Annotated in this window: 22 protein-coding genes; 17 read left to right on the top strand and 5 right to left on the bottom strand. The window is 61.8% G+C overall.

Features of this window, described 5'->3' with window-relative positions:
- Window positions 1-10 precede the first annotated feature (10 nt).
- The 4 genes from LOY68_RS29875 to LOY68_RS29860 all read left to right on the top strand — a co-directional run bounded on the left by LOY68_RS29875 (window position 11) and on the right by LOY68_RS29860 (window position 9177).
- Window positions 11-565 carry a chemotaxis protein CheW gene (locus tag LOY68_RS29875; protein WP_054044395.1) on the top strand — a complete coding sequence of 185 codons (555 nt, stop codon included), beginning with the start codon at window positions 11-13 and terminating at the stop codon, window positions 563-565.
- A 157-nt stretch (window positions 566-722) separates the two neighbouring features.
- Window positions 723-2780 carry a methyl-accepting chemotaxis protein gene (locus LOY68_RS29870; protein ID WP_163910969.1) on the top strand — a complete coding sequence of 686 codons (2058 nt, stop codon included), beginning with the start codon at window positions 723-725 and terminating at the stop codon, window positions 2778-2780.
- Window positions 2781-2831: 51 nt separating this feature from the next.
- Complete coding sequence (locus LOY68_RS29865) at window positions 2832-8726, top strand: Hpt domain-containing protein (protein WP_265041392.1); 5895 nt, start codon at window positions 2832-2834, stop codon at window positions 8724-8726.
- Window positions 8719-9177 (top strand): chemotaxis protein CheW, encoded by a 459-nt coding sequence (locus LOY68_RS29860; RefSeq protein ID WP_163910976.1) that lies wholly within the window; start codon window positions 8719-8721, stop codon window positions 9175-9177. The genes LOY68_RS29865 and LOY68_RS29860 overlap by 8 nt, the downstream gene beginning before the upstream one ends.
- 137 nt (window positions 9178-9314) lie before the next feature.
- On the opposite strand, the gene LOY68_RS29855 is transcribed toward LOY68_RS29860, so the two are convergent.
- Window positions 9315-9686: a DUF6124 family protein gene (locus LOY68_RS29855; RefSeq protein WP_265041391.1), complete on the bottom strand. Its 372-nt coding sequence runs from the start codon at window positions 9684-9686 to the stop codon at window positions 9315-9317.
- Between the two features lie 658 nt (window positions 9687-10344).
- Between LOY68_RS29855 and mdcA the strand changes: the two genes are divergently transcribed.
- The 9 genes from mdcA to madM all read left to right on the top strand — a co-directional run bounded on the left by mdcA (window position 10345) and on the right by madM (window position 17558).
- Entirely contained in the window at window positions 10345-12015 is a 1671-nt protein-coding gene (gene mdcA, locus LOY68_RS29850; RefSeq protein ID WP_265041390.1) for a malonate decarboxylase subunit alpha, read from the top strand.
- Window positions 12016-12867: a triphosphoribosyl-dephospho-CoA synthase gene (locus LOY68_RS29845; RefSeq protein WP_265041389.1), complete on the top strand. Its 852-nt coding sequence runs from the start codon at window positions 12016-12018 to the stop codon at window positions 12865-12867.
- Window positions 12867-13166, top strand: a complete 300-nt coding sequence (locus LOY68_RS29840; protein ID WP_054044377.1) for a malonate decarboxylase subunit delta — start codon at window positions 12867-12869, stop codon at window positions 13164-13166. Before LOY68_RS29845 ends, LOY68_RS29840 begins: the two co-directional genes overlap by 1 nt.
- Window positions 13159-14001, top strand: coding sequence for a biotin-independent malonate decarboxylase subunit beta (locus LOY68_RS29835; protein ID WP_265041388.1), 843 nt, complete (start codon window positions 13159-13161; stop codon window positions 13999-14001). The genes LOY68_RS29840 and LOY68_RS29835 overlap by 8 nt, the downstream gene beginning before the upstream one ends.
- Window positions 13998-14786 carry a biotin-independent malonate decarboxylase subunit gamma gene (mdcE, locus tag LOY68_RS29830; protein ID WP_265041387.1) on the top strand — a complete coding sequence of 263 codons (789 nt, stop codon included), beginning with the start codon at window positions 13998-14000 and terminating at the stop codon, window positions 14784-14786. The genes LOY68_RS29835 and mdcE overlap by 4 nt, the downstream gene beginning before the upstream one ends.
- Window positions 14780-15400 carry a malonate decarboxylase holo-ACP synthase gene (locus LOY68_RS29825; protein WP_265041386.1) on the top strand — a complete coding sequence of 207 codons (621 nt, stop codon included), beginning with the start codon at window positions 14780-14782 and terminating at the stop codon, window positions 15398-15400. The genes mdcE and LOY68_RS29825 overlap by 7 nt, the downstream gene beginning before the upstream one ends.
- Complete coding sequence (mdcH, locus tag LOY68_RS29820) at window positions 15397-16308, top strand: malonate decarboxylase subunit epsilon (protein ID WP_265041385.1); 912 nt, start codon at window positions 15397-15399, stop codon at window positions 16306-16308. Before LOY68_RS29825 ends, mdcH begins: the two co-directional genes overlap by 4 nt.
- A 67-nt stretch (window positions 16309-16375) precedes the next feature.
- On the top strand, window positions 16376-16792 hold the full coding sequence (madL, locus tag LOY68_RS29815) for a malonate transporter subunit MadL (protein ID WP_054044368.1): 417 nt from the start codon (window positions 16376-16378) through the stop codon (window positions 16790-16792).
- Window position 16793: 1 nt separating this feature from the next.
- A complete protein-coding gene (madM, locus tag LOY68_RS29810; RefSeq protein ID WP_054044366.1) occupies window positions 16794-17558 on the top strand; it encodes a malonate transporter subunit MadM in 765 nt (254 codons plus the stop codon).
- Between the two features lie 111 nt (window positions 17559-17669).
- Here the strand turns inward: madM and LOY68_RS29805 are convergent, their stop codons facing one another.
- Window positions 17670-18584 carry a LysR substrate-binding domain-containing protein gene (locus LOY68_RS29805; protein ID WP_265041384.1) on the bottom strand — a complete coding sequence of 305 codons (915 nt, stop codon included), beginning with the start codon at window positions 18582-18584 and terminating at the stop codon, window positions 17670-17672.
- A gap of 224 nt (window positions 18585-18808) precedes the next feature.
- On the opposite strand from LOY68_RS29805, the gene trhA reads away from it, so the two are divergent.
- Complete coding sequence (gene trhA / locus LOY68_RS29800; protein ID WP_054044362.1) at window positions 18809-19426, top strand: PAQR family membrane homeostasis protein TrhA; 618 nt, start codon at window positions 18809-18811, stop codon at window positions 19424-19426.
- On the opposite strand, the gene LOY68_RS29795 is transcribed toward trhA, so the two are convergent.
- On the bottom strand, window positions 19414-20367 hold the full coding sequence (locus LOY68_RS29795) for a LysR substrate-binding domain-containing protein (protein ID WP_163911003.1): 954 nt from the start codon (window positions 20365-20367) through the stop codon (window positions 19414-19416). The genes trhA and LOY68_RS29795 overlap by 13 nt on opposite strands.
- Before the next feature lie 107 nt (window positions 20368-20474).
- On the opposite strand from LOY68_RS29795, the gene LOY68_RS29790 reads away from it, so the two are divergent.
- The 3 genes from LOY68_RS29790 to LOY68_RS29780 are packed head-to-tail and all read left to right on the top strand — an operon-like array spanning window position 20475 to window position 23021.
- Window positions 20475-21716 carry a D-amino acid dehydrogenase gene (locus tag LOY68_RS29790; protein ID WP_265041383.1) on the top strand — a complete coding sequence of 414 codons (1242 nt, stop codon included), beginning with the start codon at window positions 20475-20477 and terminating at the stop codon, window positions 21714-21716.
- A gap of 24 nt (window positions 21717-21740) precedes the next feature.
- Window positions 21741-22091, top strand: coding sequence for a RidA family protein (locus LOY68_RS29785; protein ID WP_265041382.1), 351 nt, complete (start codon window positions 21741-21743; stop codon window positions 22089-22091).
- A 27-nt stretch (window positions 22092-22118) separates the two neighbouring features.
- Window positions 22119-23021: a transporter substrate-binding domain-containing protein gene (locus LOY68_RS29780; protein ID WP_265041381.1), complete on the top strand. Its 903-nt coding sequence runs from the start codon at window positions 22119-22121 to the stop codon at window positions 23019-23021.
- A gap of 131 nt (window positions 23022-23152) precedes the next feature.
- Here LOY68_RS29780 and LOY68_RS29775 read toward each other — a convergent pair whose 3' ends face one another.
- Together LOY68_RS29775 and LOY68_RS29770 are read right to left on the bottom strand one after the other, a co-directional pair.
- The gene (locus LOY68_RS29775) at window positions 23153-23872 is read right to left on the bottom strand and encodes a 16S rRNA (uracil(1498)-N(3))-methyltransferase (protein WP_054044356.1); all 720 of its coding nucleotides are present in this window, start codon (window positions 23870-23872) and stop codon (window positions 23153-23155) included.
- A 154-nt stretch (window positions 23873-24026) separates the two neighbouring features.
- Window positions 24027-25433: an adenosylmethionine--8-amino-7-oxononanoate transaminase gene (locus LOY68_RS29770; protein ID WP_163911012.1), complete on the bottom strand. Its 1407-nt coding sequence runs from the start codon at window positions 25431-25433 to the stop codon at window positions 24027-24029.
- Between the last annotated feature and the right edge of the window lie 116 nt (window positions 25434-25549).

The following is a 25549-nucleotide window of genomic DNA, read 5'->3' as shown; positions in this document are numbered from 1 at the left end:
TCCCCCGGCCATGACCGAGTCGCTGACGGCTTTCGAACTGCTGTTGCAGATCGACCAGCGTTGTCGCGTGCTGGCGGCGGACTTGCCGTCCCAGCCAACCCGCCAGGACAGCTGGAGCGGCATCGGTTTTCGCCTCGGCGAGCACTGGTACGTCGCGCCGATGGGCGAAGTCAGCGAAGTCCTGCATGAACCGCGCTGCACCCAACTGCCCGGCGTCAAACCCTGGGTCAAGGGCGTGGCCAACCTGCGCGGGCGGTTGCTGCCGATCATGGATATTTGTGCCTTCTTTTCGGATAAAGAGCTTGGGCATGAGTTGTCGGGGGGGCGCAAGCAACGGCGGGTGCTGGTGGTGGAATACAAAGACGTGTTTGCCGGGTTGATGGTCGATGAAGTCTACGGTTTGCAGCACTTTGCCCAGGACAGCCTGGAAGCGGTGCCGTCGAACGAGTTGAACGGCGCGATTGGCGCATTCGTGCAGGGCCGGTTCCAGCGCGAGCAGAGCTGGCAAGTGTTCAGCCCGTTTGCGTTGGCGCAGTCCCAGGACTTCATGCATGTCGCGGTGTAACCGGCCCAACACCAATCCCCTGTGGGAGCGGGCTTGCTCGCGAAGGCGTTGTGTCAGTCGACATCAATGTTGAATGAATGACCGCCTTCGCGAGCAAGCCCGCTCCCACAAGGGGATCTACGGCGGGTTCTAAAGGTTGGTTAACAGGCGAGGACCGATGACAAAAGCAAAAACAGGCAAGCCAGAAGGGTCGCGCAGCCGTTCGCAGATCATCGTGCTGTTTATCGCGCTGATCATCTTCATCATGCTGCTGTTCGCCAACTTCGCTTACCTCAATACCCAGGCCACCTACGACAAGCAGTACATCGGCCATGCCGGTGAGCTGCGCGTGTTGTCCCAGCGCATCGCCAAGAACGCCACCGAAGCCGCCGCCGGCAAGGCTGCCGCGTTCAAGCTGTTGAGCGATGCACGCAACGACTTTGCCCAGCGCTGGGGTTACCTGAAGAAAGGCGACCCAAGCACCGGCCTGCCGCCCGCACCGTCCACCGTGCGCCCGGAAATGCGTGCCGTGCAGCTGGACTGGGAACGCCTGCTGAAAAACACCGACGCCATTCTCTCCAGCGAACAGACTGTGCTGTCCCTGCATCAAGTCGCCGCAACCCTGGCCGAAACCGTGCCGCAGTTGCAGGTCGAGTACGAAAAAGTCGTCGAAATCCTTCTTCAACGCGGCGCCCCGGCGGCTCAAGTGGCCATGGCCCAGCGTCAGTCGCTGTTGGCGGAACGGATTCTCGGTGCAGTGAATACCGTGCTGTCTGGCGACGAAAACTCCCAGCAAGCCGCCGACGCCTTCGGCCGCGATGCCGCACGTTTCGGCCAAGTGTTAACCGGCATGCTCCAGGGCAATCCGGCGCTGAAAGTCAGCCAGGTCGAAGACAAGGACGCCCGCGCTCGCCTCACGGAAATCTCCGAACTGTTCGAATTCGTCTCCGGCTCGGTGGATGAGATCCTCGAAACCTCGCCCGAGCTGTTCAAGGTCCGCGAGTCGGCGACCAGCATCTTCACCCTGTCGCAAACCCTGCTCGATGAAGCCTCGCACCTGGCCACCGGTTTCGAAAACCTGGCCGGCGGGCGCAACACCGACACCATCGGCGGCTACGTGCTGGGCTTGTTGGCGCTGATGTCGATCATCCTCATTGGTCTGGTGATGGTTCGCGAAACCAACCGTCAGTTGCAGGAGACCGCCGAGAAGAACGAGCGCAACCAGAACGCGATCATGCGTCTGCTGGATGAGATCGAAGACCTCGCCGACGGCGACCTGACCGTGACCGCCTCGGTGACCGAAGACTTCACCGGCACCATCGCCGACTCGATCAACTATTCCGTGGACCAATTGCGCGATCTGGTGGCGACCATCAACCTCACCGCCGGGCAAGTTGCCGCTGCCGTGCAGGAAACCCAGGCCACCGCCATGCACCTGGCCCAGGCCTCGGAACATCAGGCTCAACAGATCAGCGAAGCCTCCACGGCAATCAACGACATGGCCCAGTCCATCGACCAGGTCTCGGCCAACGCCGCCGAATCCTCAGCGGTGGCCGAGCGTTCGGTGGAAATCGCCAATAAGGGCAACGAGGTGGTGCACAACACCATCCATGGCATGGACAACATTCGCGAGCAGATCCAGGACACCGCCAAACGCATCAAGCGTCTGGGCGAGTCTTCCCAGGAAATCGGCGATATCGTCAGCCTGATCGACGACATTGCCGACCAGACCAACATCCTCGCGCTCAACGCGGCAATCCAGGCCTCCATGGCCGGTGATGCCGGGCGCGGGTTTGCCGTGGTGGCCGACGAAGTGCAGCGCCTGGCCGAGCGCTCGTCCGCCGCGACCCGACAAATTGAAACCCTGGTCCGGGCGATCCAGACTGATACCAATGAAGCGGTGATCTCCATGGAGCAGACCACCACCGAAGTGGTGCGCGGCGCGCGGCTGGCGCAGGATGCCGGTGTGGCCCTGGAAGAAATCGAAGGCGTGTCGAAGACCTTGGCGGCGTTGATCCAGAGCATTTCCAATGCGGCGCAGCAACAGACGTCGTCGGCCGGGCAGATTTCCCTGACCATGAACGTGATCCAGCAGATCACCACGCAGACGTCGTCCGGCTCCACGGCGACCGCCGAAAGCATCGGCAACCTAGCGAAAATGGCCAGCCAGTTGCGGCGCTCGGTCTCGGGTTTCACCTTGCCGGCCGAGCCCAAGCAGGCCACGGACAACGCGTGAACGCCTGCGGGCGTATGAATTGCTGCTGTAGGAATAGAGAGCGGAGTGGTTATGGGTGATCGGCACGACTATGTGGCCCTCGAGTGGGTCAAAGGCGAGATTGCCGAGACGCTGAAGCAGGCTCATCAAGCGTTGGAACAACTGCTGGATGACCCGCAGGCGACGCACGCGCTGAGTGAATGCCTGGCGTGCATCCATCAGGTTCACGGCAGCTTGCAGATGGTCGAGTTCTACGGCGCGGCCCTGCTCGCCGAAGAGATGGAGCAACTGACCGCTGCCCTGCAACAAAACCGCGTCAGTCATCGCGATGAAGCCATTCATCTGTTAAGACAGGCGCTGGGGCAATTGCCGATCTACCTCGACCGGGTGCAAGGTGCGCGCCGCGACTTGCCGCTGGTGGTGCTGCCGCTGATCAACGATCTGCGCAGTGCGCGCGGCGAAAGCCTGTTGTCGGAAACCAGCCTGTTCAGCCCGCAATTGCCGGAGTTGTCGCCCCTGGACGACGAAGAGCTGGCGCGGCTTGAACCGGCAGACTTGCCCAATGTACTGCGCAAGTTGCGGCAAATGTTGCAGATGGCGTTGGTCGGTTTGCTTCGCGAGCAGGATGGCGAAACCAATCTGGATTACCTGACCAAGGTCTTCGCCCGGCTTGAAGCGTTGTGCGGTAACGCGCCGGTGAGCCCGTTGTGGCAGGTGGCGTCGGCGCTGGTCGAAGGCCTGCAAAAAGGCGCGATAGCCAACAGCCCGGCGCTGCGTAGCCTGTTCAAGGACGCCGACAAGGAACTCAAACGCTTGCTGGAACAGGGCATGGCCGGCGTCAATCAGGCGCCGCCGCCCGAGCTGCTGAAAAGCTTGTTGTTCTACATTGCCAAAGCCGAACATCCCACCGGGCAGATGCTGACCATGAAAGATCGCTACGGACTGGACGATGCGCTGCCCGACAGCGCGATGGTCGACGAAGAACGCGCACGCCTCGCCGGCCCCGACCGCGATGCCATGCGCTCGGTACTCGCCGCGCTGTGCGAAGAGCTGGTGCGGGTCAAGGAACGCCTGGACCTGTTCGTGCGCAGCGACCGCCAGCACACCTCGGACCTTGAAAGCCTGCTGGCGCCCCTGCGGCAAATTGCCGACACCTTGGCGGTGCTCGGTTTCGGCCAGCCGCGCAAGGTGATCATCGATCAACTGGCGGTGGTGCTGAGCCTCGCCCAGGGCCAGCGCGAACCCAACGACGCGATCCTCATGGACGTGGCCGGCGCCTTGCTCTACGTCGAAGCGACGCTGGCCGGAATGGTCGGCACCGTGGAGCCGGAAAGCCAGGAAGAAAGCCGCCTGCCGACCACCGACCTGACCCAGATTCACCAGATCGTGATTCGCGAAGCGCGGATTTGCCTGCAGCAAGCCAAAGACATGATCGTCGACTACATCGACGCCGATTGGGACCGCCAGCAACTGCAACCGTTGCCCGCGTTGCTGACCCAGGTTCGCGGCGCATTGGCGATGATTCCGCTGACCCGTGCCGCGAGCCTGATCGAAGCCTGCAACGGCTTTATCCGCGAACACCTGCTGGTGGACACCGATCATCCCGGCTGGCAGCAACTCGACAACCTGGCCGACGTCATCACCAGCATCGAGTACTACCTGGAACGCCTGAACGACGATCCGCAAGAGGCGGACGAACAACTGCTCGACGTCGCTGAAAACAGCCTCGCCTCACTCGGGTTTTTTCCCAGCGAAAAACTCGTGCCGGTGCTCGAAGACGTACTCAGCCCCAACGAAGCCCAGGTCATGCAGGACCTTCAGGAACTGGACGATCCCGACACCGTGCAATCCCTGGCCGCTGTGTTGGCCAGCCCGGTGTCCGCCGTCAACCCGCCCGCCCTGAACACGCCGGGCAGCCTGTTGCCGCCGCCGTTCGGCGAAGAACCGGTGGACGATGAACTGCGGGAAGTCTTCCTCGAAGAAACCGACGAAGTCTTGGAAGTGCTGCACGAATACCTGCCGCGCTGGTCGGCCAACGTTGACGACGCCGCTGCGTTGAGCGAATTGCGCCGCGCCTTTCACACCTTGAAAGGCAGTGGCCGGATGGTCCGCGCATTGGTGCTGGGTGAAATGGCCTGGGCCATGGAAAACCTGCTCAATCGGGTGCTGGAGCACAGTGTTAAGCCTGGGCTCGCGGTGCAACAACTGCTGACCGATGCACTCAATCTGCTGCCGGAACTCATCAGCGAATTCGCCGCCAATGCCCAGCGCCAACGTGACGACGTGGACCGTTTGGCCGCACGGGCACATGCCTTGGCCAAGGGCGATACATCGCTGTCCGACGAGGACACCCAAGACGTCGCCGCCCTCGATCCGCTGTTGCTGGAGATCTTCCGCAACGAGGCCGAAACCCACCTCGCCAGCCTCAATCGCTTCCTCGATCAAGCCGCCGAACACGTGCCGCTGCAAGCCAGCGATGAGTTGCAACGCGCCTTGCACACCCTCAAGGGCAGCGCCTCGATGGCTGGCGTGTTGCCGATTGCCGAGCTGGCCGCGCCGCTGGATCAACTGGCCCGTGAGTACAAGGCGCACTTGATTGCCCTCGACCTGGATGAAGTCGAATTGATGCTGGAGGCCGAAGGGCTGTTTCGCCTCGGTTTGCGTCAGCTCAAGACTGATCCGCTGGCAGAAATCCCCGACGCCCGCTCGCTGATCGAACGCACCCATGCGCTGCTGGACGAACGCCTGCAAGCCATCCTCAGTGCGCCGAACCGCGCCGTGCGGGTCAAGCGCGATCCGCAACTGATCAACAACTTTCTGGCCCAGGGCATGGACATCCTGCTCGACGCCGAAAGCCTGTTGCAGCGTTGGCAGCAGCACCCCGGCGAGCGCCAGGAACTCAGCGCGTTGCTCGACGAACTGACCACCCTCGGCGAAGGCGCGCACCTCGCCGATCTGCACCCGGTGGATGAACTCTGCGAAGCCTTGCTCGACCTGTATGGCGCTGTCGAAGAGAGCAGCCTGGCGGTCAGCGACGCCTTTTTTCATGAGGCACAAAGTGCCCACGAAGCGCTGATCAACATGCTCGACGAACTGGCCGCCGGCCAGGAAGTCAGCCCGCAACCGGAACGTGTGCGGGCCTTGCGCGGGTTGCTCGATACCAGCCTCGACCCGTCGGCTATGGGCCTGATTCGCAGCGATGGCAGCCGCACCCTGAGCATTCGCGAACTCGGTAGCGCCACTGCTGAGCTGTCGCACACCGCGACGCAGATTGAACACGACGACGAAATCGTTTCGATCTTCCTCGAAGAAGCCGTGGACATCCTCGAAAGCGCCGGCCAGGCCTTGCAGCGCTGGTTGAGCGACCCGGACAACGCCGCGCCGCTGTCGTCCTTGCAGCGGGATTTGCACACCCTCAAGGGCGGCGCGCGGATGGCCGAAGTCGAGGCGGTCGGTGACCTCGCCCATGAACTGGAAAACCTTTACGAAGGTCTGGTGGATCGTCGCTATAGCCACAGCGAAACCCTGGCGCGGCTGCTGCAAACCAGTCACGACCGCTTGGCGGTGCTGCTTGAGCAACTGCAAAACCAGAAAGCGCTGGGTGATCCGGACGAGCTGATCGCGGCGATTCGCGAGTTTCGCCAGGGCAACACCGTCACCGCTGAAACCGTCGAACCGGCCCACGAACATGATTCACCGGGGCATGACCCGGAACTGTTGGAAATCTTCCTCGAAGAAGGTTTCGACATCATCGAAAACTCCGGCGCGGCGCTGGTGCGCTGGCAGGCCGAGCCGTCGAACCGCCAGGAAGTCGAAACCCTGCTGCGGGATTTGCACACGCTGAAGGGCGGCGCGCGGATGGTGGAAATCGCCCCGATTGGCGATCTGGCCCATGAGCTGGAATTCCTTTACGAAGGCCTGTCCGCCGGCGTTCTGCAACCCACGGCGGCGCTGTTCACGTTGTTGCAAAGCAGCCACGACCGCTTGGCGCAGATGCTCGACGCCACCCGCGCCGGCCAGCCTTGCCCGCCAGCAGATCGGCTGATCGACGCGATCAAGAACTTCAGCCATCCGGTCGTTCCCGAAGCCCCGGTCGTCGCGCCGGTGGCTGCCAAGATTGAAGTGCCGGCGCCTGACGCTGGCGCCGACATGGTCAAGGTCTCGGCGGAGTTGCTCGACGATCTGGTCAACCTCGCCGGGGAAACTTCGATCTTCCGTGGCCGCATCGAACAGCAGGTCAACGACGCCCGCGTGGCCCTGAGCGAAATGGAAACCACCATCGAGCGGATGCGCGATCAATTACGCCGCCTGGACACCGAAACCCAGGGCCGAATTCTCAGTCGTCAGCAAGTCGAAGCCGAACGCCTGGGCTACGAAGAATTCGATCCGCTGGAAATGGATCGCCATTCGCAATTGCAGCAACTGTCCCGGGCGCTGTTCGAATCCGCCTCTGACTTGCTCGACCTCAAGGAAACCCTCGACCGGACCAATCAGGACGCGGAAAACCTGCTGCAACAGCAGGGCCGTATCAACACCGAATTGCAGGAAGGCCTGATGCGCACGCGCATGGTGCCGTTCGAACGGATGCTGCCGCGCTTGAAACGCATCGTGCGGCAGGTCTCCAGCGAGTTGGGCAAGGACGTGGAATTCGTGGTCGGCAACGCCGAAGGCGAGATGGATCGCAACGTGCTGGAACGCATGGCCGCGCCGCTGGAACACATGCTGCGCAACGCCGTGGATCACGGTTTGGAGTCCGCTGAGGTGCGAGTCGCGGCGGGGAAACCGGCGCAGGGTCGTATTACGCTGGACCTCGCGCGCGAGGGCGGCGACATCATTTTCGACATCCGCGATGACGGCGCCGGCGTGCCGCTGGACGCGGTGCGGCGCAAGGCGATCAAGCGCGGCATGCTCGCGCCGGACAGCGACATCAGCGACCGCGACGTGCTGCAATTCATCCTGCAACCGGGGTTCTCCACCGCCGAGAAAATCACCCAGATTTCCGGGCGCGGCGTCGGCATGGACGTGGTGCATGAAGAGGTGCGGCAACTCGGTGGCAGCATGTTTATCGATTCTGTGCCGGGGCAGGGTGTGCATTTTCGCATTCGTTTGCCGTTCACCGTGTCGGTCAACCGGGCGCTGATGGTGCAGTGCGGTGAGGATCAATACGCGATCCCGCTCAACACCATCGACGGCATCGTCCGTGTGTTGCCCAACGAACTCGAAGGCCATTACCGCCTCGATCCGCCGACCTACAAATACGCCGGACAGCACTATGAACTGTGCTACCTCGGCGAACTGCTGAAAACCAGCACCCGCCCGAAACTGCTGGGCCAGAGCCTGCCGTTGCCGGTGTTGCTGGTGCAATGCAACGAACGGCACATCGCCGTGCAAGTGGATTCGATGGCCGGCACCCGCGAGATCGTGGTCAAAAGCCTCGGCCCGCAATTTGCGGCGGTGCAGGGCTTGTCCGGGGCGACGATTCTGGGCGATGGCCGGGTGGTGCTGATTCTCGATTTGCTGGCGCCGATCCGTGCCATGCAAACCCGCGTGCCGCAACGGCCGGTGACCCAGGATGTCGAGGCCGAGCCGCACAAGCCGCTGTTGGTGTTGGTGGTGGACGACTCGGTCACCGTGCGCAAAGTCACCAGCCGCTTGCTCGAACGCCACGGCATGAACGTGCTGACCGCCAAGGACGGGGTCGACGCCATGCTGCTGCTCGAAGATCACCTGCCTGACGTGATGCTGCTGGACATCGAAATGCCGCGCATGGACGGCTTCGAAGTCGCGACCCAAGTGCGCGCCGATGAACGCTTGCAGCACCTGCCGATCATCATGATCACCTCGCGCACCGGCCAGAAACACCGCGACCGCGCCATGGCCATCGGCGTCAACGACTACCTCGGCAAGCCGTACCAGGAATCGGTGCTGCTCGAAAGCATCGCCCTGTGGAGCAAAACCCATGCTTGAACATCGCACCAGCAACCTCACCGGGCTGTTGTTGCCCTTGGCGGACCGAAACTTGATCCTGCCCAACGTCGCCGTCGCTGAACTGATCGACTATCAGCCGGCGGCGTTCGATCTCGATACACCGCCGTGGTATCTGGGGCTGGTGACGTGGCGGGATCGGCAGATTCCGTTGCTGAGTTTCGAGTCGGCGTGTGGCAACAAAGTGGTGATTGGCGAGCGCGTGCGCATCGTCATCCTCAATGCCCTCGGCGGGCGGCCGGAGTTGAAATTCATTGCGCTGCTGGTGCAGGGGATTCCGCGGTCTTACAAGCTCGATAGTCAGTTGAGCTATGTGGATGTGCCGTTGTGTCCGCTTGAGCAAGCGGCGGTGCAGGTGGGGGAGCAAGTGGCCAAAGTGCCGGATTTGCTGGCGCTGGAAGAGTTGCTCATCGCAGCAGGCCTGGCCCACTGATCGTCTGAAGGGCCTCTTCGCGGGCAAGCCTCGCTCCTACAGGGTTTATGTCGTTCGCAGAATTTGTGTACGACATGACCTTGTAGGAGCGAGGCTTGCTCGCGAAGGCGGCCTTCAATTCACCACAAAATTATCGGCTAAACCTTACCCTCAGCCATCGCCTCATGGTAATTCAACACCCGCTCCACCAATAACTGCACACCATCACTCAAACGGCTGATCCCCAGGACGACCGAACGGCGTGAACCTTCCACATCGTCCGCCAGGCCAGCCGCAATTGCGCTGATGGACATCAAATCTTCGGAAGCATTGGCCAGCATGGCTTCGGGGTCGTTGACACCCTGGGCGACGGCGAAGAGGTGGTACTTACGGTGGCTGGATCGTTTTTCTTCAGCCGCGGGGAAGTAATGGGCGAAGGCGCGGTCGGCGGCTTCTTTCATTTTTTCTGCATCGAGGGATGCTTGGGAATCGGTGCCGGATTCCGGGGGGTTGGGGGTAGCTTTGAACATAGTGAATCTCCGTACAGGGGTGAAGCTGGCCCATTTGGTTTCCAATCGAATGGGTGGCAGCTGTACGCGGTTGGAAACCCGGGGTACGGTGACCCGGCAGACCCTAAGGTCTTCCGCGCACAGCCGCCATAACGGAGTGCACACATTAAAGGTGCGCAAGCATACGTTATGAAGGACGCTTTTGCGTCCCGTACTCATGGGGTTTCCAGCCCCGGTCGCTGAATTGGCAGCGACCCCCAAACGATAACGATCAACGCAAAACCCCACCAGTCAGCGGCTTCCCGCATTGCTGTAGGCAACAACGCCAGACCACGTAGCCGCTCACCCCTCCTGCGACGCAACTTTTAAACACAAATCCCCATTTGGCTGGGAAGGGTTGAAGAGTCCCAAAAAGGGACTGATCGGTCCTTTTTTGGGACTGGTCGAAGACCGCGGTGATTGTTCTGGCCTCTTCGCGGGCAAGCCTCGCTCCTACAAGGTTTATGGTGTTCGCGTAATTTGTGTACGGCATAAACCCTGTAGGAGCGAGGCTTGCCCGCGAAGGCGTCAGTACAGCCAACCATTACCCTAACCGTAACAATCAAACACTCTGCTTGATTGATGCCCCACACCCAACCCTCCTAAGGTGACTCCACGACAGCGAACCCGTGGAGTGGTCATGACTACAACAATATCCCCCGACGCGCGATGGACGCGGCGGCGCAGCGAGAAGCAGCGGCGTCTTGAGTTGGTCAAAGGCCTGGCCGACGGTGTGGTGTTGCCCACCGAGAACATCGTCGCGGCGCTGGAGGCGTTGATTCTGCCCGGCGACCGTGTGGTGCTGGAGGGCAATAACCAGAAGCAGGCGGATTTCCTTTCGCGCTCCCTGGCCAAGGCTGATCCGGCCAAGTTGCACGACCTGCACATGATCATGCCCAGCGTCGGTCGCTCCGAGCACCTGGACCTGTTCGAACGCGGCATCGCCCGCAAGCTCGATTTCTCCTTTGCCGGTACCCAGAGCCTGCGCATCAGCCAGTTGCTGGAAGATGGCCTGCTGGAAATCGGCGCGATCCACACCTACATCGAACTCTATGCACGGCTGGTGGTGGACCTGATCCCCAACGTCGTGCTCTCGGCCGGTTTCATGGCCGACCGCGCCGGCAACATCTACACCGGCCCGAGCACCGAAGACACTCCAGCGTTAATCGAACCAGCCGCGTTCAGCGACGGCATCGTCATCGTCCAGGTCAACCAATTGGTGGACGACGTCACCGACCTGCCGCGCGTCGATATCCCCGCGTCCTGGGTCGATTTCGTCGTGGTGGCCGACAAGCCTTTCTATATCGAACCGCTGTTCACCCGCGACCCGCGCCACATCAAGCCTGTGCACGTGTTGATGGCGATGATGGCGATTCGCGGGATCTACGAAAAACACAACGTTCAGTCGCTGAACCACGGCATCGGTTTCAACACCGCTGCCATCGAATTGATCCTGCCGACCTACGGCGAATCCCTCGGCCTCAAAGGCAAAATCTGCCGCAACTGGACGCTCAATCCGCACCCAACCCTGATCCCGGCGATTGAAAGCGGTTGGGTCGAAAGCGTGCATTGTTTCGGCACCGAACTGGGGATGGAAAACTACATCGCCGCCCGGCCCGACGTGTTCTTCACCGGGCGCGACGGCTCGCTGCGGTCCAACCGGATGTTCTGCCAATTGGCCGGGCAATACGCCGTGGACCTGTTTATCGGCGCGACCCTACAAGTCGATGGCGATGGTCATTCCTCCACCGTGACCCGTGGACGCCTCGCCGGTTTCGGTGGTGCGCCGAACATGGGCCACGACCCGCGCGGTCGCCGCCATGGCACGCCTGCCTGGCTCGATATGCGCTACGACGATGCGCCGGAAGCCTTGCTCGAACGCGGTAAAAAACTCGTGGTGCAAATGGTCGAGACGTTCCAGGAGGGCGGCAAACCGACCTTCGTCGAAACCCTCGACGCGGTGGAAGTGGCACGTAAAAGCGGCATGCCGCTGGCGCCGATCATGATCTACGGCGACGACGTCACCCACCTGCTGACCGAAGAAGGCATCGCCTATCTGTACAAGGCGCGCTCGCTGGAAGAACGCCAGGCGATGATCGCGGCGGTCGCGGGCGTCACCGTGATCGGCATGCGCCACAACCCGAAAGACACCGCGCGCATGCGCCGCGAAGGCTTGATCGCCTTGCCCGAAGACCTCGGCATCCGCCGCACCGACGCCACCCGCGAACTGCTCGCGGCGAAAAGCGTGGCCGATCTGGTGGAGTGGTCCGGTGGCCTCTACAACCCGCCCGCCAAGTTCAGGAGCTGGTAAATGCACGCACTTAACCTGCAACCCAAAACACTGACCCTGGCCGATCGGCTGGCGGATTTGGCGGTGGATGCGCTGATCGACGAAGCGGACCTGTCGCCGAAACCGGCGCTGGTGGACCGTCGTGGCAATGGCGCCCACACCGATTTGCACCTCGGGCTTATGCACGCCTCGGCGCTGTCGTTGTGGCCGGCGTTCAAGGAAATGGCGGAAGCCGCTATCGAGTTTGGCGAAGTCGGCTTACCACTGCGCGAAGCCCTTGGGCGGATTGGCCGGGAAGGGGAGCAAGCGATGCTCGCCACTACCAGCGGTGTGAATACTCATCGTGGGGCGATTTGGGCCTTGGGGCTGTTGGTCGCTGCCGCTGCACTTGAAAACACAAAGGCCAGCGCCGTCACTCTGTGCGCCGCACGTTTGGCCTTGCTCGATGACCGCTATGCACCACGTCCTCTAAGCCACGGCGCCCAAGTCGCCCAACGCTACGGCGCACGCGGCGCCCGTGAAGAAGCACAACTTGGTTTCCCTTCGGTGCTGCAACGCGCACTGCCCCAACTTCAGCGCAGCCGCGCCTTGGGCCACGGCGAGCAGAACGCGCGCCTCGACGCCTTGCTCGCGATCATGACCCGACTGGCCGACACCTGCGTGCTCTACCGCGCCGGCGAACAAGGCCTGCAAACCATGCAACTCGGCGCCCAAGCCGTGCTCGACGCGGGCGGCAGTGCCAGCCTCGGCGGTCGTCGGCGCTTGCATGAACTGGATGAACAATTAATCGCGTTGAACGCCTCGCCGGGCGGCGCTGCTGATTTGCTCGCCGCTTGCCTGTTCATCGACCGCATCGAATCCGGAGCTTTCTGATGGAAACCTTATCCTTTGAATTCCCCGCCGGGCAGCCGCCCCGGGGCCGGACGCTGGTGGGCTGTGTCGGCTCGGGCGATCTGGAAGTGCTGATCGAACCGGGTCAGGCCGGCAAGCTGACCATCCAGGTGCAGACCTCGGTGAATGGCGCCGAACAACGCTGGCAGCATCTGTTCGCACGGATGTTCGACGGGCAGACCCCGCCGGCGATGGCGATTGATATCCACGACTTCGGCGCGACGCCGGGTGTGGTGCGTTTGCGTCTGGAACAAGGCTTTGAGGAGATCGGCCATGACTGATCTCCTGCGTAAACACAGCTTCGTCGAACTCGGCGCGCGCCAGCGGGCGAAAGCCTTGCTCGACGCCGGCACCTTCCGCGAATTGCTCGATCCGTTTCAACGCATCATGTCGCCATGGCTCTCGCGCCAAGGCGTGGTGCCGCAAGCCGATGACGGCGTGGTGATCGCCAAGGGCAGCATCGGCGGATTGCCGGTGGTGATCGCGGCGATTGAAGGCTCGTTCCAGGGCGGCAGCCTCGGCGAAGTCGGCGGGGCGAAGATGGCCGGTGCGCTGGAATTGGCCGCTGAAGACAACCGCAAGGGCATTCCGACCCGCGCCGTGCTGCTGCTGGAAACCGGTGGCGTACGGTTGCAGGAGGCCAATCTCGGGCTGGCGGCAATTGCGGATATTCATGCGGCGATTGTCGATTTGCGTCAGTACCAACCGGTGGTTGGCGTCGTCGCCGGCAGCGTCGGTTGCTTTGGCGGGATGTCGATTGCCGCCGGGTTGTGCAGCTATTTGCTGGTGACCCAGGAAGCACGGCTTGGGTTGAACGGCCCGCAAGTGATCGAGCAGGAAGCCGGGATTGAGGAATACGACTCGCGGGATCGTCCTTTCATCTGGAGCCTGACCGGTGGCGAGCAGCGGTTTGCCAGTGGTTTGGTGGATCGGTATGCCGCTGATGATGTGGCAGAGATTCAGCAGCAGGTCAGCGAATTGCTCAAGCAAGGCGTGCCCGCGAAGCAGCGTAGCCAGCAATCCGAACTGTTCCTGCAACGCTTGGCGCGTCTGGATGCCGAGCCGCAAATCGAGCCGTCGGTGGTTCGCGATCTGTATCAAGGAGAGGGCGCATGAGAGGTTTGAACTGGTTCAATGCTTTGAGTGCTGGCGCCAAACCGGTCGAGGGTTTGCCGGCTTCTTTGAAGGTTGCCGACGGCGTGTTGGGCGATCAATCGGTGCGGTTTATTGCCGTGGTGACTGACCCCGACAACCGCTTCGCCCGCGCTCGCAATGGCGAGGTCGGATTGCTGGAAGGCTGGGGCTTGGCCAAAGCCGTGGATGAAGTGATCACTGCTGACGTAGATAAACCGAACAAGCGCGCCTTGATCGCCATCGTCGATGTACCGAGCCAAGCCTACGGTCGCCGCGAAGAAGCCCTCGGGATTCATCAGGCATTGGCCGGTGCGGCGGACAGTTACGCTCGCGCACGTCTGGCTGGCCACGCGGTGATCGGTTTGCTGGTGGGCAAGGCGATGTCCGGGGCGTTTCTGGCTCACGGGTATCAGGCCAATCGACTGATCGCCTTGCGTGATCCGGGCGTGATGGTGCATGCGATGGGCAAGGCTTCAGCGGCGCGGGTGACCTTGCGCAGCGTTGAAGAACTCGAAGCCCTGGCCGCCAGCGTGCCGCCGATGGCGTATGACATCGACAGCTACGCGAGCCTCGGTTTGCTTTGGGAAACCTTGTCGGTGGAGAAGATCGAACAGCCGACGGCGCAGGATCTTTCCCGCGTGACGGAATGCCTGAATCAGGCGATCAGCGATGTCGCCGCAAGCGGTCGCGACTTGAGCAGCCGCTTGGGCGCCAGCAACCGCGCCGCGTCGAGCAAGGTTCGCGAATTGCTGAGAGCGCAGTGGTGAACACGCTTCTGGCGCACGACTTGCTCTGGGGCATGACCCCGGCGCAGTTGCCTGCGGATGCGCCGTTGTGGGCGATTCAGTCGCTTGGCTCCGGTCAGCCTGTAGTGGTTCGGCGTGCATTGAGCGCGCCGGGTCAGGTCGCGGTCGGGGTGCGTGGGCCATTGCGGGAACAGCGTTATGCAGCGGTGATGTCGGTCGATTCGATTCAGCGTCGGATCAAACCGGAAGAGCTGTGCCATGTCTCGATTGATCGCGATCTGCCGGCCTTGCGCGCCTTGGCGCAACTGCGGGCGATGCTGGATGCCAGCGGCTGGGTCTGGGGCATCAGCGGCAGCGCCGGGTTTGAATTGGCCAGCGGTGTTGAGGCGCTGCATGAACGCAGCGATCTCGATTTGATCCTGCGCACACCGCAACCGCTGGACCGTGAACAGGCTCGGGAGTGGGTGAAGATTTTCGATACCTGCGCCTGCCAAGTGGACATGCAATTGCAAACGCCGTTGGGTGCCGTCGCCTTGCGCGAATGGGCCGGCCCTGCACGTCGGGTGCTGCTGAAAAATGCGCGCGAAGCCTGTCTGGTCATCGATCCATGGAACCCACAGGAGCAAGCCGCATGAGCAGCCTGCTGGTGTTCCCCGGCCAAGGCGCGCAGCAGCCCGGCATGCTGCAGCGTTTGCCTCGGGAAACGCTGAACGAGGCGAGTGATGTCCTGGGCGAAGACGCGTTGCTGCTGGATTCCGCCGAAGCGTTGAAGACCACGAGGGCGGTTCAGCTCTGCTTGCTGATCGCTGGCGTCGCGGCTTCGCGGCAATTGCAGGAACCAGCGGATTATGTGGCGGGATTGTCCATCGGCGCGTACCCGGCAGCGGTGGTCGCCGGCGCCTTGAGCTTCAGCGATGCGCTGCATCTGGTCAGCCTGCGCGGTGAACTGATGCAGCAGGCTTATCCACAGGGCTATGGAATGACCGCGATCATCGGTCTGGATTTATCCACCGTGGAAACCTTGCTGGCGCAGGTTCACAGCGTCGAAACGCCGGTGTACCTGGCCAATATCAACGCCGATAACCAGGTGGTGATTGCCGGCAGTGACGAAGGGATGAAAGCCGTGGCGCAGTTGGCTAAAAGTCGCGGTGCAGGTTTGGCCAAACGCTTGGCGGTCAGCGTGCCGTCGCACTGTCCGTTACTGGATGCACCAGCCAAAACCCTCGCCGAAGCCTTCGCCAAAGTGACACTCAAAACACCGACGATGGGTTATCTGAGCGGCAGTCGCGCTCGGCCCATCGTCAACCTTGAAGCCCTGCGCGACGACCTCGCTTTCAACATGTGCCGCGTCGTCGATTGGCGCGGCACCGTGCAAAGCGCCTACGAGCGTGGCGTACGTCTACACATCGAACTGCCGCCCGGTGCGGTGTTGACCGGGCTGGCGCGCCGGGTGTTCGAGCAGGGCACCGTGATTGCCTTCGACGGTGCTCGGCTGGACACCTTGCAAGCGCTGTTGCGTGAGGAGGGAAGCCGCCAACTTTAGAACACCGACTCAGGCTTGCGAAGCACAAAAACAACAACTTCGACGATGCACTTTGAGGACTACAACAATGATTATTTACGGTGTGGCGCTGTTAGCGATCTGTACGCTGGCAGGGGTGATCATGGGCGATGCCCTGGGCATGTTATTGGGCGTGAAGTCTAACGTTGGCGGGGTCGGGATCGCGATGATCCTGTTGATCTGCGCACGGTTGTACATGCAAAAACGCGGCGGCATGACCAAGGATTGCGAGATGGGCGTCGGTTTCTGGGGCGCGATGTACATTCCGGTGGTGGTGGCGATGGCGGCACAACAGAACGTCGTGACTGCGTTGCACGGTGGCCCGGTGGCGGTGTTGGCGGCCATCGGTTCGGTGGTGATCTGCGGCTGCACGATTGCCCTGATCAGCCGGACTCATAAAGGCGAACCTTTGCCCGATGAACCGGCGGAAGTGACCCCGCTCGGCACCCCAGTAGGAGGTCGCTGATATGTGGGAACTCATTGATAAAGGCCTGACCGCCAATGGTCTGGTCACCGCGTTCGCGTTCGTCGGCATCATCATGTGGGTGTCGGTGGTGTTGTCCAAACGCCTGACTTACGGGCGGATTCACGGCTCGGCGATTGCGATCGTCATCGGCCTGGTGCTGGCCTGGGTCGGCGGCACCATGACCGGTGGGCAAAAAGGTTTGGCAGACCTGACGCTGTTCTCCGGCATCGGCTTGATGGGCGGCGCCATGCTGCGGGACTTCGCCATCGTCGCCACGGCGTTCGAAGTGCAAGCCACCGAAGCGAAAAAGGCCGGGTTGGTCGGCGCGATTGCGCTGCTGCTGGGCACGGTGCTGCCGTTCATTGTCGGCGCGAGCATTGCCTGGGCCTTCGGTTATCGCGATGCGATCAGCATGACCACCATCGGCGCGGGCGCGGTGACGTACATCGTCGGGCCGGTGACCGGGGCGGCGATTGGTGCCAGTTCGGATGTGGTGGCGTTGTCGATTGCTACCGGTTTGATCAAGGCGATTCTGGTAATGGTCGGCACGCCGATGGCGGCGAAATGGATGGGCCTGGATAACCCGCGTTCGGCGATGGTGTTTGGTGGGTTGGCCGGGACCGTGAGCGGTGTGACGGCGGGGTTGGCGGCGACGGATCGGCGGTTGGTGCCTTATGGGGCGTTGACCGCGACGTTCCATACCGGGCTTGGGTGTTTGTTGGGGCCTTCGTTGTTGTACTTCATTGTTCGCGGGATTGTGGGTTAAACCGCTGGATCTTTGTTGACTGTACCGACGTCTTCGCGAGCAAGCCCGCTCCCACATTGGAATGCATCCTCCTGTGGGAGCGGGCTTGCTCGCGAATGGGGCGCCACGGTCTCAAGCCTGGCGATTCGCATACATCCGACACTCCGCCAACAACGCCAGCAAATTCGGATCGCGCTCCTTGGCCTTCAAGAACACCACGCCAATGTGCTGCTGCAACCGGTACTTTTCCTGCAACGGAATCAGCTTCACCCGGTTCTCATACACCGCCGCAATCCTCCCCGGCAGCAACGCATAACCCACTCCCGAGCTGACCATGCTCAGCAGGGTGAAGATGTCGTTGACCTGCATCGCCACCTTCGGCTCGAACCCCGCCTGCTTGAACACCCGGATCCCGTCCTGGTGCGTGGCGAAGCCTTGGGTCAGGGTGATGAAAGTTTCGTCGCGCACTTCGGCGAGGTCGACTTCGGTCCGTTGGGCAAACTTCGAGTCCGCCGGAGTGGCGAGGAAGATGTCGTCGGAGAACAGCTGGATATGCTCGCAATCCGGGTCGTTGATGCTGTCGTCCAGGGACATCAGGATCGCGTCGACTTCCATGTTTTTGAGCTTGTAGAGCAGGTCGATGTTCGAGCCGAGGATCAGGTCGATGTTGAGTTCGCTGCGGCGGATTTTCAGGCCCATGATCAGCTGCGGCACGGTTTTCACCGTCAGTGAGTACAGCGAGCCGAGCTTGAAGCGTTCCGCCGAGAATCCGGCGGCTTCGCGGGTCAGGCGCACGCTTTCGACCACGTCCTGAATCAGCTTCTGCGCCCGTTCTTCCAGTACATACGCACTTTCCAGCGGCGTCAGGTTACGGCCTTCGTGTTTGAACAGCGGGCAGCGCAGGGCACTTTCCAGGGAGTGGATGGCGCGGTGCACGCTGACATTGCTGGTCTGCAACTCGGCGGCGGCACGGGCCAGATTGCCGGTGCGCATGAAGGCAAGGAACACCTCGAGTTTTTTCAGGGTCAACTCTTCGTCGATCAGCATGGGCCGGACTCTTTTTGGAATGACCTGATTGTGCACGTAAGTGGGTTCTTGTAGGAGCCGTGTAGGAGCTGTGTAGGAGCTGTCGAGAGAAACGAGGCTGCGATCTTTTGATCTTGGCGTCTACAAAGGCACCGCAGATCAAGGTCAAAAGATCGCAGCCTCGTTTCACTCGACAGCTCCTACGCCTTGCGCCATGTTGTAGCGAATTTTGAGGAAAGCGATTCATGTATCACGGGGAAAGATTGAACGCCTGGACGCATTTGGTCGGGGCGGTGGCGGCGACGGTCGGGGTGGTGTGGATGCTGGTGATTGCCAGCATGGACGGCAGCCCGTGGAAGATTGTCAGCGTGGCGATTTACGGATTTACCTTGATGGTGCTCTACAGCGCCTCGACCGTGTACCACAGCGTGCGCGGGCGCAAGAAAGAGATCATGCAGAAGGTTGATCACTTTTCGATCTACCTGCTGATCGCCGGCAGCTACACGCCGTTCTGCCTGGTGACCCTGCGCGGGCCGTGGGGCTGGACGTTGTTCGGGATTGTCTGGGGGCTGGCGCTGATCGGCATCCTGCAAGAGATCAAGCCGCGTTCGGAAGCGCGGATTTTGTCGATCGTGATCTACGCGGTGATGGGGTGGATTGTGCTGGTGGCGGTCAAGCCGCTGCTGGCGGCGTTGGGCTCCACAGGTTTCGCGTGGCTGGCGTCGGGCGGGGTGTTGTACACCGTGGGGATTATCTTTTTTGCCCTGGACCATCGCCTGCGGCATGCCCATGGGATCTGGCATTTGTTCGTGATTGCCGGGAGTTTGCTGCACTTTGTGGCGATATTGTTTTACGTTCTTTGAACCGTGTCGCGGCCATTCGCGAGCAGGCCCGCTCCCACAATCAAGCGATCCAGCTGCGCCTGCGCCCGTCGGCTGAAGACCTGCAACAAGTCGCTCAAGGTGTGGGGCGGCGGTTCGTCGGCGCGGGTCACGGCGTACAGGGTGATCGGCAGCGCCGGCGCCAGGGGGCGAATCGCGGTCGTGGCGGGGGAGGCCCCGAGCGCGGTGAATGGGTCGATGACCGCCAGCCCGGCACCGGATTCCACCATCGCCCGCGCCAGTGAATAGGTCTGCACGGCGATGCGCACCCGGGGTGGAGGATCGACTGCTTCAAGGTAGCTGTCGAGCCTGGCGGCCAACGGGTCGGCGCTGGACAGGCCGATCAGTGGCGCACCGGCCAACTCGATCAATGGCAACGGTTGGCCGTGGCTGGCGACGGGCCAATAGCCCAGCGGCGCCAGCGCCACCAGCATTCCACTGGCCAGGGTTTGCGCCTTCAACCCCGGATGATCCGGCGGCTGCAACGTCAGGGCGACATCCACTTCGCGCATCAACAGGTTCTGCATCAACTCACGGCTATGGGCACTGGACAGTTCGCAAACAATGTCCGGGTAACGTTGTGTCCACTCGTTGATCGCCGGTGGCAGTAGCGACAGCGCCAACGCCGGGATCGCGCCGATCCGCAGGCTGTGGCCCGGCTCACGGCGCAGGCTCTGGGCCAGGCGCCGCACGCCTTGCAGGCTTTCGGTGACCTTATCGACCTCGCGCTCAAGCTCCAGCGCTTCGGGCGTGGCCTGCAATTTACCGCGCACCCGCAGAAATAACGCAAAGCCCAATTGCTGTTCGGCGTGTTGCAGCACTTTGCTCACTGCCGGCTGCGAGACGTGCAGCAACTGTGCGGCGCCACTGACCGACCCGGTCTGGCGAATGGCTTGGAAAATCTCGATGTGGCGCAGGCGCATGGCAAGTCCATAACCTTTGTTTATGGGTCAGCCATCTTTATGCATTGTTCAACGACTGTCACCTGGTCCTAACCTGAGGCCTGATTCAACAACGGTTAAGGACAGACATGGCTCAGCGGGTTTGCATCATCGGCGGCGGCGTCATCGGGCTGACAACGGCTTACGCACTGGTTCGCGACGGCATCGACGTGACGCTGGTCGAGGCCCGGGACTCGCTGGCCAGCGAAACCAGTTTCGCCAACGGCGGCCAGTTGTCCTACCGTTACGTCGCGCCATTGGCCGATGCTGGCGTGCCGCTGCAAGCCATTGGCTGGATGCTGCGCGGTGACTCGCCCCTGAAGCTGCGCCCACGGCTGGACCCGGCGCAATGGCGCTGGATGGCCTCCTTTCTGGCGGCCTGCCGGCGTTCGGTGAACCAGCGCAACAGCGCGCATTTACTGCGCCTGGCGCTGCTGAGCCAAGCCACGCTGCAAGGCTGGCGCGACGACGATCGCCTGGGCGGTTTTGACTGGCGGCGCAACGGCAAACTGGTGACGTTTCGTGAAGCCGCGAGTTTCGAGCATGCGCGCCACGGTTTGGCTGATCCGCAACAGCAACAGGTGTTGTCCCGGGCCGAATGCGCCCAACTGGAACCGGCACTCGCCGAGGCGCCGTTCGTGGGCGCGATTTACACCCCCGATGAAGAAGTCGCCGACTGCCACGCGTTCTGCCAGCAATTGGTGGCCCGGCTCAAGGCATCGGGGCGTTGCGAGTTTTTGCTGGGTCAACAGGTCACCGGCATTCGCCAAACGGGCGGCGCGGTGCAGGCCATCGAAATGGGTTCGCAAGTGCTGCCGGTCGAGCAACTGGTGATCGCGGCCGGGCATCGCAGCCCGGCGCTGGCGTTGCCCGGTATGAACCTGCCGCTGTATCCGCTCAAGGGCTATAGCCTGACCGCGCCCATTCGCGCCGAACATCGCGCGCCGGACCTGAGCATCACCGATTACAACCGCAAGATCGTCTACGCGCGCATCGGTGCTCAACTGCGCGTGGCCGCGATGGTCGACATTGTCGGCTTCGATCCGGCGCTCGATCCCAAGCGTCTGGCGCTGATCAAACGTCAGGCCCAGGACACCTTGCCTAATGCCGGCGACTACGACGCTGCCATCGAATGGGCCGGCATGCGCCCGGCCACGCCCAGTGGCGTGCCGCTGATTGGCGCCACGGCGTACCGCAACCTTTGGCTCAACCTCGGCCATGGCGCGCTGGGTTTCACCTTGGCCTGCGGCAGCGCGCGGCTGCTCAGCGATTTGATGACGCAGCGCGCACCTTCGATTGAAATGCACGGCCTCGCGCCTCGCGTCGCCTGACTTGATCTTGATAAGGAAGAAACGATGAGCATCAACCGAATCAACAGCAACAGTCGACTCTCTGCCGCCCTGACCTTTGGCGAACTGGTGTTTCTCTCGGGGCAGGTGCCCGGCGACAGCCCCGATGTCAGCGGCCAGACCGCCGAGGTGCTGGCGAAAATCGATGCGCTGCTGGCCGAGGCGGGCAGCGACAAGGATCACCTGCTCAGCGCGACCATTTACTTGAGCGACATTGGCCGCGATTTCGCCGCCATGAACGAGGTCTGGTCACACTGGTTGTCGCCGGACAAGGCGCCGACCCGTACCACATTGCAGGCGCAACTGGCCCGTCCAGAGGTTCTGGTAGAAATCACTGTGATAGCCGCCCGCCGCTAATCGCCCCACCCACAACGGAGAATAACAATGCAAAAAATCACGTTGATCGGCTGCACCCTCGGCCTGCTGCTCACCAGTCAGGCCCACGCCAGTGAAGCGCCGCTGACCGGCACGCTGAACAAGGTCGCCAATGCCAAGAGCATCACCCTGGGCTATCGCGATGCGTCGGTGCCGTTCTCGTATGTGGGTGATCACTCGGGGCAGCCGATGGGCTATTCGGTGGATCTGGCGGGCAAGATTGTCGAGCGCATCAAGCAAAAACTCGATCAGCCGAACCTGCAGGTGAAGTACAACCTGGTGACCTCGCAAACCCGTATTCCGCTGGTGCAGAACGGTACGGTCGATCTTGAGTGCGGCTCCACCGGCGTGACGGCTGAGCGCATGCAGCAAGTAGCGTTTTCCTACGGGTTTATTTATGTGAAGGGGCAGTTGCTCACAGCCAAGGACAGCGGCATCAAAAGCTTCGCCGACCTGCGCGGCAAGAATGTCGTGACCACCGCCGGCACCACCAATGAGCGGTTTCTGAAGAGCTACAACGTCGATCACAAGATCGACATGTTCGTGATCAGCGCCAAGGATCACGGCGAAGCGTTCCAGATGTTGCAGTCCGGAAGGGCTGCGGCGTTTTACATGGACGATGCGCTGCTCTACGGCGAGCGGGCCAAGGCTCGCGATCCGCATAACTGGGTCGTGGTCGGCGAGGAGCAATCGCGGGAAATCTACAGCTGCATGGTGCGCAAGGGCGACCCGCAATTTCTCGAGTTGGTGAACTCGACGCTTGCCGATCTTTACAGCTCCGGGGAAATCAACGGCATCTACAACCGCTGGTTCCAGCAGCCGATTCCGCCTAAAGGGCTGAACCTGGAGTTTCCGATGACCAGCGAGTTGAAAGCGATTATCGCCAAGCCGGTGAGTGATCCGGTGCAATAGCTCCGGAACGATCAAAATCGATAATGCATCCTGTAGGAGCGAGGCTTGCCCGCGAAGGCTTCACCTCGGTTTTTGTGGTGTCGCTGATGACGCCTTCGCGGGCAAGCCTCGCTCCTACAGGGGATGATGTTTTAGAAATCACCCCAAAGCTGCTGGGCCACCGCCAACGCCACAACCGGCGCTGTCTCGGTGCGCAACACCCGAGGCCCAAGCCGGGCGGCATGGAAACCAGCCCCTTTGGCCTGATCAACCTCAGCATCCGACAACCCACCCTCCGGCCCAATCAGGAATGCCAGGGTCTGCGGCTTCGCGTGACTCACCAAAGGCTCCGCCACCGGATGCAGCACCAGTTTCAATTCCGCTTCGGTCTGCTTCAGCCAATCCGCCAACAGCAGCGGCGGATGAATCACCGGCACCCGTGAACGCCCGCATTGTTCGCAAGCGCTGATCGCCACTTGGCGCCAGTGCATCAGGCGTTTGTCGGCGCGTTCGTCCTTGAGGCGGACTTCGCAACGGTCGGTGAAGATCGGGGTGATTTCCGTGACGCCCAGTTCGGTGGCTTTCTGAATCGCCCAGTCCATCCGCTCGCCACGGGACAAGCCTTGGCCAAGATGGATCTGCAGCGGCGACTCGACCTGCCCGATGAAGCTTTCATCGAGTTGCACCACCACGCGTTTCTTGCCGACTTCCACCAATGAGCCGCGAAACTCGTGGCCCGAGCCGTCGAACAGTTGCACCGCATCACCCTCGGCCATGCGCAGCACGCGGCTGATGTAATGGGCCTGGGCCTCGGGCAACTCGTGCTCGCCAGTGCTCAGGGGGGCGTCGATAAAGAAGCGGGACAGTCTCATCTTGGGTCTCTGGAAAGGGTGTGAATCATCTGGATTTGTGTCGACTTCATTCGCGAGCAAGCCCGCTCCCACAGGGGAATGCATTCCAAATGTGGGAGCGGGCTTGCTCGCGAAGGCGGCTGCTCAGTCACCACAGCAGTTCAAGCAGGTTCGATCAGCCCGGATCACGGAAACCCGGGTGAAAATCCTCAGGCACCGACACGCTGACGCTGTTACGGGTCGCAATGTCGATCCCTTCGCTGGCCACTTCCGCCAGGAAATCAATCTGCTCCGGGGTAATCACGTACGGCGGCAGGAAGTACACCACGCTGCCCAACGGACGAAGTAAAGCACCTCGCTCCAACGCATGCTTGAACACTTTCAAGCCACGCCGCTCCTGCCACGGATACGCTTCCTTGGTCGCTTTGTCTTTGACCATCTCGATGGCCAGGACCATGCCGGTCTGGCGCACTTCCGCGACGTTCGGGTGATCCACCAAGTGCGCGGTGGAGGTGGCCATGCGCTGGGCCAGGGCCTTGTTGTTCTCGATGACGTTGTCTTCTTCGAAGATATCCAAAGTCGCCAATGCCGCCGCGCACGCCAGCGGATTGCCGGTGTAGCTGTGGGAATGCAGGAACGCGCGCAGGGTCGGGTAGTCGTCGTAGAAGGCGCTGTAGACGTCATCGGTGGTCAGCACTGCCGCCAGCGGCAGGTAGCCGCCGGTCAGGGCTTTGGACAGGCACAGGAAGTCCGGGCGGATGCCGGCCTGTTCACAGGCGAACATCGTGCCGGTGCGGCCGAAGCCGACGGCGATTTCGTCGTGGATCAGGTGCACGCCATAACGGTCGCACGCTTCGCGCAGCAACTTCAGGTACACCGGGTGATACATGCGCATGCCGCCGGCGCCCTGGATCAATGGCTCCAGAATCACCGCAGCGACAGTGTCGTGGTTCTCGGCCAGGGTCTGTTCCATGGCGGCGAACATGTTGCGCGAGTGTTCTTCCCAGCTCATGCCTTCGGGGCGCAGGTAGCAATCCGGGCTCGGCACCTTGATGGTGTCCATCAGCAGGGCTTTGTAGGTTTCGGTGAACAGCGGCACGTCGCCGACTGCCATCGCCGCCATGGTTTCGCCGTGGTAGCCGTTGGTCAGGGTGACGAAGCGCTTCTTGTTCGGCTGGCCGCGATTGAGCCAGTAGTGAAAGCTCATTTTCAGCGCGACTTCGATGCAGGACGAGCCGTTATCGGCGTAGAAGCACCGGGTCAGGCCTTCCGGAGTCATCTTCACCAGGCGCTCGGACAACTCGATCACCGGCTGATGGCTGAAACCGGCGAGGATCACGTGTTCCAGTTGATCGACCTGGTCCTTGATGCGCTGGTTGATCCGTGGGTTGGCGTGGCCGAACACGTTGACCCACCAGGAGCTGACGGCGTCGAGGTAGCGCTTGCCTTCGAAGTCCTCCAGCCAGATGCCTTCACCGCGCTTGATCGGGATCAGCGGCAGCTGTTCGTGGTCTTTCATCTGGGTGCAGGGGTGCCATAACACGGCCAGGTCCCGTTGCATCCACTGATTATTCAGGCCCATTTACAGTCTCCTCGAGGCGGTCCGCGGCGGGCGCGGGCAAACAATCGCGCAAGCCTATGCAATGCATCGCGCGGGGACAACCCATTGTGTCGATTGAGCTACTTTGTATGGGGCGA

Source organism: Pseudomonas sp. B21-053 (genome assembly GCF_026016365.1).
Lineage (GTDB): Bacteria > Pseudomonadota > Gammaproteobacteria > Pseudomonadales > Pseudomonadaceae > Aquipseudomonas > Aquipseudomonas nunensis.
Note: the sequence above shows the minus strand (reverse complement) of the source record. Positions and strands in the feature narration are given on the sequence as shown.

Bases quoted from the DNA above. Each gene is read 5' to 3' on its own strand.
- madL (WP_054044368.1), top strand. From the start codon at position 16,376: ATGATTATTTACGGTGTGGCGCTGTTAGCGATCTGTACGCTGGCAGGG.
- LOY68_RS29865 (WP_265041392.1), top strand. From the start codon at position 2,832: ATGGGTGATCGGCACGACTATGTGGCCCTCGAGTGGGTCAAAGGCGAG.
- LOY68_RS29790 (WP_265041383.1), top strand. From the start codon at position 20,475: ATGGCTCAGCGGGTTTGCATCATCGGCGGCGGCGTCATCGGGCTGACA.
- LOY68_RS29855 (WP_265041391.1), bottom strand. From the start codon at position 9,686: ATGTTCAAAGCTACCCCCAACCCCCCGGAATCCGGCACCGATTCCCAA.
- madM (WP_054044366.1), top strand. From the start codon at position 16,794: ATGTGGGAACTCATTGATAAAGGCCTGACCGCCAATGGTCTGGTCACC.
- LOY68_RS29770 (WP_163911012.1), bottom strand. From the start codon at position 25,433: ATGGGCCTGAATAATCAGTGGATGCAACGGGACCTGGCCGTGTTATGG.
- LOY68_RS29845 (WP_265041389.1), top strand. From the start codon at position 12,016: ATGCACGCACTTAACCTGCAACCCAAAACACTGACCCTGGCCGATCGG.
- LOY68_RS29785 (WP_265041382.1), top strand. From the start codon at position 21,741: ATGAGCATCAACCGAATCAACAGCAACAGTCGACTCTCTGCCGCCCTG.
- LOY68_RS29795 (WP_163911003.1), bottom strand. From the start codon at position 20,367: ATGCGCCTGCGCCACATCGAGATTTTCCAAGCCATTCGCCAGACCGGG.
- mdcH (WP_265041385.1), top strand. From the start codon at position 15,397: ATGAGCAGCCTGCTGGTGTTCCCCGGCCAAGGCGCGCAGCAGCCCGGC.
- mdcA (WP_265041390.1), top strand. From the start codon at position 10,345: ATGACTACAACAATATCCCCCGACGCGCGATGGACGCGGCGGCGCAGC.
- LOY68_RS29875 (WP_054044395.1), top strand. From the start codon at position 11: ATGACCGAGTCGCTGACGGCTTTCGAACTGCTGTTGCAGATCGACCAG.
- trhA (WP_054044362.1), top strand. From the start codon at position 18,809: ATGTATCACGGGGAAAGATTGAACGCCTGGACGCATTTGGTCGGGGCG.
- LOY68_RS29780 (WP_265041381.1), top strand. From the start codon at position 22,119: ATGCAAAAAATCACGTTGATCGGCTGCACCCTCGGCCTGCTGCTCACC.
- LOY68_RS29860 (WP_163910976.1), top strand. From the start codon at position 8,719: ATGCTTGAACATCGCACCAGCAACCTCACCGGGCTGTTGTTGCCCTTG.
- LOY68_RS29805 (WP_265041384.1), bottom strand. From the start codon at position 18,584: ATGCTGATCGACGAAGAGTTGACCCTGAAAAAACTCGAGGTGTTCCTT.
- LOY68_RS29840 (WP_054044377.1), top strand. From the start codon at position 12,867: ATGGAAACCTTATCCTTTGAATTCCCCGCCGGGCAGCCGCCCCGGGGC.
- LOY68_RS29870 (WP_163910969.1), top strand. From the start codon at position 723: ATGACAAAAGCAAAAACAGGCAAGCCAGAAGGGTCGCGCAGCCGTTCG.
- LOY68_RS29835 (WP_265041388.1), top strand. From the start codon at position 13,159: ATGACTGATCTCCTGCGTAAACACAGCTTCGTCGAACTCGGCGCGCGC.
- LOY68_RS29775 (WP_054044356.1), bottom strand. From the start codon at position 23,872: ATGAGACTGTCCCGCTTCTTTATCGACGCCCCCCTGAGCACTGGCGAG.
- mdcE (WP_265041387.1), top strand. From the start codon at position 13,998: ATGAGAGGTTTGAACTGGTTCAATGCTTTGAGTGCTGGCGCCAAACCG.